The organism is Hymenobacter sediminis, assembly GCF_003231285.1.
In the GTDB taxonomy this organism is placed as follows: domain Bacteria; phylum Bacteroidota; class Bacteroidia; order Cytophagales; family Hymenobacteraceae; genus Hymenobacter; species Hymenobacter sediminis.
The window spans coordinates 371,786-382,642 of the sequence record NZ_QKNS01000006.1 but is presented as its reverse complement, the minus strand read 5'-3'; the positions used below and the strand labels follow the sequence as shown (position 1 = coordinate 382,642).

Sequence of the window (10,857 nt, the reverse complement as noted above, 5' to 3'; positions counted from 1 at the left end):
GTGCCAGCGCTGCTGCACCCCGCCGCTGAGCGTGCGCTGCAGCTCCAGACCCTGCTCGTCGCGCTCGATGCGACTAAGCCAGCTGCCGGCCCGCGCCTGAGTAACTTCGCCCAGGGCATTGCGTTCCAAGGCTAGGTCAGCTCCTAAAGAGGAGTGGAGCCGAACTCGTTGACCACGCTGATCATAGGTCGACGAGACGGTATGCGAGCCCTGTACTTCAACCAACACCCGGCCCAGATCGTCGCGCTCTAGCACCACGGTGCTTTCCGCGGTGTGGGCTTCGCCCAGGGCACCATCGGGTGCGTATGTGTACGTGATGGGCGCTTCCTCATTGTGCCTGACAGTCAACACCCGGCCGGCGGCATCGTATTCGTAACGAGTAAAGCGGCCGGCTGGGCGTTGCACTTCGGTTACGCGGCCGGCCACGTCGCGCTGGTAGTGGCGGGTGAGTCCATCGAACCCGATTTCGGTGACTACCTGTCCGGCGGCATCCAGCTCAAACCGGTACTGCTCGCCCTGTTCATTCTCTACACCGGTCAACTGCCCTTCCGTATTGTAAGCAAAGGCGACCTGCAAGCCTGCTTCCGTACGTGTATCCAGTTGATTGAGGCCCGTGTAGCGGAACTCTACTGTCCGTTTGGCGTCCTGGGCACGTAGGACGTTGCTTTCCCCATCATAGGTAAAGAGTTGCTCGGTGCCGTCGGCTTCGCGCACGGCAATAAGCTGCCCGAGCAAATTGTAGTGCTGGCGGCGTACGTTGCCGCGCGCATCGGTCAGGTGCGTGAGCCGTCCTAGCTGGTCGTATTGGTACGAGCTGATCTGCCCGCTGGCCGTCACGACGTGGCTGATGTTGTGCTGCCCGTCGTAGCGCAAATGCGTGGTTTGCCCGGCCACATCCGTCAGGTCCAGCAGTTGGCCCTGGGCGTTGTAGGTGTAGTGGGTGGTAGCCCCGGCCGGGTCGGTGCGCGCTACCAGATTGCCGTTGGCATCATAGAGCCACTGCCACACGGCTTGGTTCGGGTCGGTCAGCTGCTCGGGCAGGTCCTGGTCGTTGTATTGCGTGGCAACCCGTGCACCATCCGGATACGCGACCAGCGTCTGGTTGCCGCGGGCATCGTACTCGTAGCTGGTGGCCTGGCCCAGCGGGTCACGCTCCAGCATCAGGTCGGTGTCCTCGTTGTAGGTCCACTGGCGCACGGCGCCCAATGAATCGAGCATTACTACGACCAAGCCGTTGTGGTGGGTGTAGTGCTTGGTGTAGCCCACCGAGTTGGTGACGACTGTATGCTCGGGGCTTTCGTAGCGCAGCCGGGTGTCGTAAATGCCCCCGTCGCCCCAGGTGCGCAGGCAGCGGGCCTCGGGGCCGGTGCCGTCGTATTGGAAGTAAAAGCTCAGGCCCACCCGGTTGGTTTCGCGCACCAGCAGGTGGTGCTCGTAGGCAAAGGTCATGGCATGGCCCAGCGCGTCGGTGGTTTTGACCATATCGCCCTCCGCAGAATACTCGTAGCGCACCGCTGCGAAGGTGCCTTCAGCACCCGGGTTGGGTAGGGGAGCGTGCAGGGCCGTCAGGCGGCCGCGTGAGTCCGTGTCGGCTCGCAGCTGACGGCCAGCACTGTCGGTTATGCGGCTAAGGAATCCCTGAGGGGTGTAGGAAAAGCGAATAGCAAAGCCATTCTGGTCTTCCACGGCCCGGAGCAGGTACACGTCATGGACGACTTGCGAATCGAACCCATACCAGAGTCGTTCTTCCTTGTTCCAGATGCGGAAGCCCTGCGCTGCGTTACCAAATGCCTCTAGTTTTTCCGTGCGATTGAAGCTGCCCGCCTCCCCGATAGGAGCGTTAAACAGGGCCAAGCGACCATCGGCCATGCGCAGGGCCAGGGTGCCATCCTCTTCCACGGTCAGGGCCAGATCGTAGCGGTGATGCCAACCGTGGCCTAGGGCCCCTTGGTGAGTGGAGCGCGAATACCAGATTCGCTCCCACACGAAGGGAATGGGGCCGGGTAGCTCAAAATCAACCGCTTCAGTAAACACAAGGCCAGCCGCCACGTCGACGGGGTGGCCTTCGCGAGTACACTTCTTGGGGCCGACGCAGTCTTCTACCGCCTCCAGTTTCCGAGCCTTGGCGCCGGCTTTAGCTACCGCCTTTTCGGTTCGCCGGGCCTTCTTGGCGCCGGTCATTACCTTGCCCATGACTTTTAGCTTGCCGGCCGCTGAGCGAGCGGCGCGGCTGGCCAGGCTCATCACATGGCCTTCCACATCAGCAATGCGGGCGGCGCGGCTGGCCATGCGAGCTACGCGGCTGGTTTTGGCCGCTGCATTCAGGGCGGTGCCGGCGCCGGCCGTGGCGGCAGTCAGGCCTACCTCGAAGGCGACCTGCCCGGTCACGTTGCCCCAGTCGCGCGGCGACATGTTCTGTAGCTTATCACCCACTTTTTGCCAGTTCTCGCCGTTGCTGGCCCAGGCCGCTGCGTTGCTGATGCCTTGCCCCGCACTGCTGGCCGCATTAGACCAGTTCTGCGAGTCGCCAGCCCACTTGTAGGCGTTGGTAGCACCTTCGGCAATGGCGTTGGCGGTATCTACGGGGTGAGTTACGGCATCCCAGCCGCCCTTGGCCAGGCCCCAAAGCCCTTCGGCCAGGCCCTTGCCGCCTTCCCAAACGCCTTCGGCTACCCCCAGTTGGAAGCGGCCAATGTCGCCAACCGGCCCCAGGGTTTTAAGGAAATCATCGGCCTGATCGGCCAGGCTTTTTTCGGGTGCCGGGGGCGGAGCACAAGCGGCCTGGGCGGCGGCCAGGCTGAAGTGAATGCCTACCTTTCCGCCCAGGCCACACTGTAGTTTAGAGTCCTCGAGTAATAAGTGGGCCGGTCCGAGTTGTACGTCATTCTTGACCGGGCTCCAGGTGATGGGTACTACCAGGCAGGGACCCTTCGTGATAGAGCACACCCCCATCGGCGGAACGTTGACCGAGGGTATCTTATCCAGGTCGGTAGCCAGATTCTGGCCGTAGATGGAAGTGCGAGCGTTGAAGGTGACGTTGAAGGTAGCGGGTAGCGTTCCTTTGTCACAGGTCAGAAAAACGCCGGCGGGAACATATTTCTTGGCCATAATAAATCAAGCTAAGCCCTCTAAGGATGATAGGTGGGATAAAGTGGGCTATCAGGCCCGGGCGGCCTGTAGGGTACACACCGTTTTACTCATAAACACGCCCTCTACCCCGTAAACGGTAAACTGGGCTGCGTTAAGCAGGGCGGAGTAATGGTCAAACTCGTAGCTCTCGAGGTGCTGGCTCCGCAGGGTGGTGTCCAGGTCATATTGGTCGGTTAGGGTGCGCAGAGCTTGTCGCGCTGCTTCAGCTGGGTAGGCCGCCGTGTCTACCTGTCCTTTCACCACCAAGCCCAGCTGCACGTCGGCGGGAGGCTGGGGCTGACGGGTTATCTGTGTTTGGAGGGGTAGGTCCAGGTTACCCAAAAACCGGGCAATGGTGCGGGGGCGGCCGGGTAGGGGCTCCTCACTGTAGGCCTGATTATACAGGGCCGGAAACAAGCTGCCGTACTCGTAGCCGCGCCGGAGGATATCTTCCAGGTACCCATCGCCGTGTAGTACCTGGCCAATACCCGCTACCATGCCCGGGGTTATATAGTCGGAGCGGCGGTATTTCTTGAGCAGCTTTGGCTCCAAGTCGGCCCACTGGGCCCGCAGTTCCGGTTTGTTGCAGACGCGCAGCAGTCCACCGGTAGCATCCGTTTCGATAAGAAGGCGGCGCCGAAGCTCGGTCGTATCAGCATCAAGCTGGGCCTGGCCATGGAGTTCCGTCTGCGTGAAATCCAGCACCGACACCTCATATAGCCAGCCTTCGGCGGTTTGCTGCAGGGGCTGCTTGCGGAAGGTTGTACGGCGCGTGTTTTCGTAGAGCAGATTTCCCAGCAGATTGGTCGTCTGCACCGTTACGGTGTAGTCTTGGGGGGTAGGAACCAAAGGAAATGACAACGTCATAGCAGAAGCTAAAGTACAAGCTTAGGAAACGCCCGGCGCTACCCGTTGATTTTCACGGTACTGCCCGATATATCTACCGTGGCACCACTGCTGATTTCCATCTTGCCCGTTGTAGAAACGCTCTTCTCCTTGGCGCTAAACTTCATTTTAGCGGTAGCATCGGCGGTAATATCTTTCTCTGCTTTCAGGGCAATGCTCTCGGATGCCGAGGTAACTTTGATTTCCTTCTCGGCTTCCATCGTGATATTCTTGGCGTGCATCTTGATTTCGCCTTTATCACCGGCTTCCAGCGTGATGGTAGAGCCCAGCACCGTTACCGGGCCGTTGCTTTTGATGGTGATGCTGCCGTCGCCGTTGAAGCCCACTTCCATGGCGGTGCCCTTGTTGTTGGAGTTGGAGATGACAATCTTCTGCTGGCCGGCCGTATCGGTCATCACGAACTTGTTGCCTCCGGCGGTCTGCAGGCCCTTCAGGTTATTTTGGGGGTTGGTGTACTTGGCGCCCTGCTTGTTGCTGGGGTGGAACAGGTTGCCCAGAATCAGGGGCTGCTCGGCGCGGTTGTGCTCGTAGCCCACCAGCACCTGCGAGCCTACCTCCGGGGTGAACAGCTGCCCTTTGCCATCACCAGAGTAGGGCGTGCTGATGCGTACCCAGTCGCTTTCGGCGTCGGTGGGCTTCTCTACGGGCCAGTAGTAGCGCACGCGCACCCGGCCCAGGCGCTCGGGGTCCTGCAAATCAAATACTTCGGCCAGCTCAGGATGGCCTACGGGCTGAGCACGGTAAGGGCCCAGGGGCGGGTGCTCCGAGGACCAGGGCACTGCCTCGAAAATGTTAGTGTAGTTGCCCAGCTCATCCACCGTGTGCACGATGGACGTGATAAAGTACTTGCCAAACGACTCCTCACTTTCCACGTAGCTGCCCAGGCCTACCCCCGAGGCATTAATGACACTACCCAGCTGCATGTCGGGGTTCTCGCCCCAGCCGTTGCAGCTTACCAGGTTGGTAGCGTGCTGCGACTTATAACGGGCCGCTACCTGCTCGGCGGTGGCTTGGCTGTCGAGGGCTACTACGGAGGGCAGTTGCATGGGGTTCGGGAACAGCCGCTCCGACTCCGAGAGAGCAAAGCTGGCCAGCGGGTTCTGCCCCAGCCAGCTCACGCTCTGCGAGGCCGACGTGGACTTCAGGGTTTTGTGCTGCTTCAGGTTGTACTGCGACACCACGAAGGCCGAGTGGCGCAGCGAGATGTTCAGGTTAAAGGAAGCGCGCACCCCGTCGCTGACAAAGTCGATTTCCTGGCCTGTAGGGCGGCCCAACTGCAGCTGCTTGCCATCGTAGTAGAACCACTCGCCGTACTGAGCGGCCAGGCGGTGCAGGAAGGCGAAGTTGCTTTCGTCGTACTGGGCCAGGTAGGGGATGGGGGCTGTGTGCTTGGGCTGAGCGCGCAGGGCCAGCAGGTCGGCGGGGTAGGGCTGGAGCACTTTCTTGAAAATAGCCGCCAGGCCTTGCTTCAGGAAGGTGCGGCGCACGGGGGCATCTTCCAGCAGGTAGGTAGGGCTGTAACCCTGCACCTGGAACGAGCCGGTCAGGTCGCCTTGGTTGCCTACCTCTATCTGCGTGACAATGCCCTGGAAGGTGAAGTCGAAGTCGGTTTTGCCGCCGTTGCCCAAGGCACCTAATAGGTCGTCGGAAGTGCCGAACGAGATGGTGATGCTCTTGCCGCACAGCTCCTTATGGGCCCTCGAGAGGAAGGTGCCGGTGTTACCCTCCAGCCGATCAAAAGGGATATTCAGGCTGAAATGATGGTGCCCAAACAACGACTGGCTAATGGATAAGCTGGTAAACTCCAGAATTTCTTTACCCCCAATCTGAATGCGGGTATCTACCTGTAGTGCCATATACGTGAGGAAGGAATGTGCAACAACTAGCGTTGGGTGGAGGGTAGGGTTATGCTAACGGTACGCGGTAAAAATGGTCGGTAAGGTAAGAGAATCAGCAGACTTAGAGTCCCTACCTCTTCGCCGGATACCAACTGTGAAAACCGGTTGTTGTCGGGTGGCAGCCGACAACGGCTGTTCCGCTACCGGGAAGCTACATATAACCCAATGGCGTGCACCATGGAGGAATCGGCGAAGTGGGAGCTGGGCAGGGTAGCCGCGACCACCACCTTGCGGGCGTTGGGGTTGGGCTGGTAGTTAAACGAAATAGGGTGGCGTTGCCAGGGGGCTTCTTTTACTTCCATAACGTGTCCCGTCTTGCCCGGGCCGAAAACCCGGCGCAGCTCACCCAACTGGATCAGCCGGTCAGCAGGGGGTGAGAAGCTGTAGGGGTTAGTTGTAGCAGCGGGGGTAGCAGGAACCGGATGATGGGCTGAAATGAAAACGTAATCGGGTTGGCGCTGCTGATTCAGATCAACCCGAATGCGATAAGGGCCGGATATTAGAGTAAACGAAGTGCTATCGGGACTGAATTGAGGAGGCGAATCGTGTCTACTCAGCTGCTGGCTCCGCAGATTGGTGATAGGGGTGCCTTTGGCCATTTGAGACGCATACCGATTTACAATGGAAAGCAGGCTCACCGGCTGCTCAAGGGTGGTAGAGGGCTTGGTGCCGGACTCTGTAGCCGTACCACAACCCAATAGCCCCAGAGCCAGCGGGATTATGTATGCTTTCATCCTGTTCAATACCATTTCGTTAGTAGTAAACGTGAAGAATTCCTTATAGAAGCCAGTGCCTAAATGCCTATTGCTGCTCTTACTCTCGCGCAAAAAGGGAAATAGAGTGCACCATAGCTGAGTCAGCGTACTCCGGCGTCGGTAGCAGGGCCCAAATGCTCGCCTCCTGGCTTTTGGTAGAAAGCAGAAAGCTGAACTCCACCGGATACCGTCTCCATTCTTCCTGCTTGGTAAGCATAGCTGGCCTGATCTGCCCTGGTCCAAAGATGCGCCGGAGCTCTCCTAACCGAAACAAGCGGTCAGGTTTGGGTAGGGCAGCTAAGGTAACCGTATCCTGTGAGGGCCTTAGCGCCGAGATAAAAACCGTCCTCATGCGTTGCTCTTCATCCAGATAGGCTTGCACTACACAGGCGTTCAAGGTGAGGATATATGAGGAGCTATCTGGGGTAAAGCTGGGCACGGTATCACCACCATACCATTTGCTTTTTGGGGTGGAAAGTGGTTTGCCCTCTGCCATTTGCACGGCATAGTGCCCCACTACTTCTACTACGCTCGGCATATGGGTGGGAGATGGCGCAACGGGCGTGAATTTCTGCGTCTGGCCGCATCCAACTGCAAAGGCACTCAATAGGCTGTATATAAATAAGCTGCTGGGCCGGGCCATTGGTGACTTACTTTTTGGTCACATTATACAGGGCGATTTTTTTGGCCCCCGGAAAGAAGTGTATTTCCTGCCCCACGCTGCCTTCGGGTTTTTCGAAGCCACGGGGAACCAGGCTTACAGCATACTCATGAATTTGCAGTACAGCCCCCACTTTCAGAATGCCCTTCTTAATCCAGTTCTGCATTACATCAGGAACCATATGTACGCAGCCATGTGACACGCCCAGGAGCATGGTTTCTTTGCGCTGCAATTCCCGATTCATTAAGGTTACCATTTCAAACTTGGAAGTAGTGTGCAAAAAGTCACTCAGTATCTCTTCCTTCTTCCTGCCTGGCTTCGATACCGAGTCTAACTTCCGGTTGCCGTTATAGTCAACGAAATACTTGATGGATACACTGCCAAAGTCGTTGAAAATCCACTTAGTAGGAAGATCACCCTTCCATTGTCCAGTTAGTGAACGGACATTAAAAACGAGTTTTGTAAAATCTACTAATTCCTCGTAACGCCTTTCCAGAGTATAACGAGCACCAGCCGGGTTTTTCAGGAATTCATCCCGCCAGACTGGTAGCGTATGCAGGTGTTGCCACTTACCCTGCATGAACACCTCCACGTAGCCTTTAGCATCCAAACGGATATCGGCTCCCCAAGGCACTACCGAGAAAGGCCACCGACCAGAGCTGATATGTGGACCTACGCTGCCAATCACGAAGCGGCCATGCCTGGTAGAGGAAGATGCTTTTCCCGGTGCATACGGCTCGCCGGCCGGACCGCCCTCAGCATCAAAAACGGTTCCAGGGATAAGAGTGAAGCTATACATAGGATGCAAAGTCTAGCGTAAAATCCTGGTTGATTGTCCTTGAAAAGAAAACCACTTGCCCGTTGATATCAACTGGCCTCAGAAACGGAGCATAACACTTTGCCTACGTAACAGAGGGTAAAACACCAAACGGCTACACTAGTTGAGGGCTGCGCACGGTAATGCGTGGCAATACGCTTCTGTAAAGAGGCAACTGGACAAATCATAGGTAATATCAATAATATGGTAGCTCGCCAAGATAGAAAACTTTGCGGTAAGCCTCTCGCAAAAGGCACGGTAACTCTAAGTCCTAACGCACAGCGTAGGTTTAGCTGAACAGGTGATAACGCTCTGTAAAACCTTGTTTTAGCCGGTTAAGCACATTTTCTGCTTCCAAGGCAGCTATCTGCTAAGCAGGCGGGTTAGTGTGTAAAATTGAGGTAGGGGCCCCCAATAAAAATCAACTCAGCCGGGCTGCTTCAACTAGAGTGCAGACTGTGGGCAAAAGTTGTTGACGCTAGCGCCCGTTACAGCACTCGGCCGTCCCAGGTACCTTCGGTGCGCACCACCCGAAACCGGGCGAACAGCTCCTCGCCGTACCAGTTTTCCTGGCGCGTGAGCTTGATAACCTGCTTATGTTTTTCGCTGCGGTAGGCGTAGTCCTGCATGGCCTGCTGGGATTCCCAGAGGCTAAATGTAGCCTGGCGCACCACCGGCAGCTCGCCCAGCCCAATGGCGGCCTGCACGCCGGGCGCGTGGGCTACGGTGGCGCTGGTAGGAGCTACATAACGCCAAAAGCGCGGCGTTTTCTGCCACCGGATAGAGGCACGGGTAAGCACCGCCACGGGGCCGGCGGCTTCGACGGCTTCGGTGGGGTAGGCGAAGGGATTTACACCGTCCCAAAGCCCGTGCGACTTCAGGGGGGCTAACTCGGCAGTCCAGATTTCAGAGGTGCGCTGCTGGTACTGCTGCCACAAGGGGTGCTCCGTAAAGAACCGGGCGGCGGCCGCTTCTGACTCCCACACGGCCATAAATCCGTAGCGCCGCAGATTGGGCAGCGCCCCGAAGCCGCCGGCCCCACTCCCTAGCAGCTTCTGAAACTGTAGGCCAGCCACCTGCTGCAAAGGCCGCTGGGCGGTGCCCATCTGCGCGAATCCCCACCGCTTCTGGTCGGGCTGGAGGGTGAGAATGGAAAGGGTAGTGAGCACCTGAAAAAAGAGTTAACGAAATGGCCTGGTGTTTTTCGGCACAACCTACGCCTTCATTAATAATAGCGAAGGTCTGCCGAAAAGCTGCCAGGAGCGAGTACGAAACAACAAAAAAGGCCGGAATTGCTTCCGGCCTTTGCCATGCTAGAGGGGGTAGCCCTTCTAGCTCGGGTTCACTTTGGCGTGCTCGTCGCCGGTAGGCTGGTACCGCTCGCCGGTAGCTACGGCTTTCACATAGCCGAAGGCGCGCACCAGCACGTTGCTGGGCTGGTCCCAGTACTCGCCGCGGTCAATAGTAATGCGCAGCAAGGCAATATTGGGGTCCTCGGGGCCTTTTGGGAACCAGGCGCGCAGGCCTTCACTCCACAGCTCCTTGATTTTAGCCTGATCTGTAAGCACCGAAGCCGTGCCGGAGATGGAAACGTACAGGTTATCCTCGGGCTTGGAGTAGCCCAGGTTTACGTGCTGGTCTTTGCGCACCTCATAAATCTTGGCCGAATCTTTCTCCGTGAAAAACCACAGGATGCCGTCGGCCTCGGGCTTATGCGTGTACATGGGGCGGCTATGCAGGCCACCTTCCGCGTCGGCGGTGGTTAGCATAGCTATTTTAATATCCTGGATTCGTTCGATCAGCTTGGTCACGTCGTGACTTTGGGCAACTTGCTCAGCCATTATGTTCAGGTTTTGGTTTTGGTAGAGTAGGATGGTTCAGGAAATACGCGGCCCGCGCCCGAAGGTTCAGTTGTGCCATCTTTGCCCATTGTACCCCCGCCCATGAACTTCCTCGCTCACCTGCTGCTTTCCGGCTCTCCTGCCACTACCCCGCATTACGCCGACATAGTAGTGGGCAACTTCGCCGCCGAAGCCGTACGCGGCCGCGCCGGCCTGCTGGCCTACCCCGAAACCGTGCAGCAAGGCATTCGGCTCCACCGCTTTATCGACAGTTTTACCGATGCCCACCCGGCCGTGCGCCGCACTACCGCCCGCCTGCGGGCGGCGGGCCTGGGCAAGTGGGCCGGGGTAGTGGCCGACGTGGGCTACGACCACCTGCTGGCCCGCGACTTTGCCCACTACCACCCCGATACGGCCGAACCCCTGCCTGCCTTCGCCCAGCGCCTGTACGCACTGCTCCACCAGCGCCGCCACGAGCTGCCCGAGCGCCTGCAGGAAATGCTGCACTATATGCGCCAGCACGATTGGCTGACCGGCTACGCCCACCCCGCCGGCCTGGAGCGGGCCCTCTTGGGCCTCTCGCGCCGGGTGCCCGCCGCCGCGGTGCTAGCTACTGGAGGCGCTGCATTTCTGGCGGAGCTGCCCGCATATGAGGTAGATTTTCAGGAGTTCTGGCCGGAGCTGCGGGCGGCGGTAGAGGATAATAAATGGAAGAGGTGAACTTTGTTACTCACTACTTGCCTAGCAAATAGCATTGCATTATAATCACTAAAAATTCATATTAGCTTTAATCACCATGCATATCTTATTACTACTTAATTCCGATCCTTTATCATTTTTATTGTTCCTG

The 10,857-nt window shown here is 58.0% G+C and carries 9 protein-coding genes; 1 reads left to right on the top strand and 8 read right to left on the bottom strand.

The features are described from left to right. The 8 genes from DNI29_RS17605 to DNI29_RS17570 all read right to left on the bottom strand — a co-directional run. Positions 1-3,108, bottom strand: a 3,108-nt coding sequence (locus DNI29_RS17605; protein ID WP_123823306.1) for a DUF6531 domain-containing protein, incomplete at its 3' end; no start/stop codon positions are given. 51 nt (positions 3,109-3,159) lie between these two features. Continuing rightward, complete coding sequence (locus DNI29_RS17600; RefSeq protein WP_123823305.1) at positions 3,160-3,996, bottom strand: hypothetical protein; 837 nt, start codon at positions 3,994-3,996, stop codon at positions 3,160-3,162. Positions 3,997-4,034: 38 nt separating this feature from the next. Continuing rightward, the gene (locus tag DNI29_RS17595) at positions 4,035-5,891 is read right to left on the bottom strand and encodes a type VI secretion system Vgr family protein (protein WP_110979431.1); all 1,857 of its coding nucleotides are present in this window, start codon (positions 5,889-5,891) and stop codon (positions 4,035-4,037) included. A gap of 182 nt (positions 5,892-6,073) precedes the next feature. Continuing rightward, positions 6,074-6,667 (bottom strand): hypothetical protein, encoded by a 594-nt coding sequence (locus DNI29_RS17590; protein ID WP_110979430.1) that lies wholly within the window; start codon positions 6,665-6,667, stop codon positions 6,074-6,076. A gap of 79 nt (positions 6,668-6,746) precedes the next feature. Further along, on the bottom strand, positions 6,747-7,226 hold the full coding sequence (locus DNI29_RS17585; RefSeq protein WP_110979429.1) for a hypothetical protein: 480 nt from the start codon (positions 7,224-7,226) through the stop codon (positions 6,747-6,749). 112 nt (positions 7,227-7,338) lie between these two features. After that, entirely contained in the window at positions 7,339-8,148 is an 810-nt protein-coding gene (locus DNI29_RS17580; protein ID WP_123823304.1) for a hypothetical protein, read from the bottom strand. A 506-nt stretch (positions 8,149-8,654) separates the two neighbouring features. Continuing rightward, the gene (locus tag DNI29_RS17575) at positions 8,655-9,335 is read right to left on the bottom strand and encodes a spheroidene monooxygenase (RefSeq protein ID WP_238388134.1); all 681 of its coding nucleotides are present in this window, start codon (positions 9,333-9,335) and stop codon (positions 8,655-8,657) included. Between the two features lie 162 nt (positions 9,336-9,497). Further along, positions 9,498-10,007 (bottom strand): pyridoxamine 5'-phosphate oxidase family protein, encoded by a 510-nt coding sequence (locus DNI29_RS17570; RefSeq protein ID WP_110979427.1) that lies wholly within the window; start codon positions 10,005-10,007, stop codon positions 9,498-9,500. Positions 10,008-10,109: 102 nt separating this feature from the next. Here DNI29_RS17570 and DNI29_RS17565 point away from each other — a divergent pair, with 102 nt between their 5' ends. Further along, positions 10,110-10,727 (top strand): acyl carrier protein phosphodiesterase, encoded by a 618-nt coding sequence (locus DNI29_RS17565; protein ID WP_110979426.1) that lies wholly within the window; start codon positions 10,110-10,112, stop codon positions 10,725-10,727. Positions 10,728-10,857: the final 130 nt, after the last annotated feature.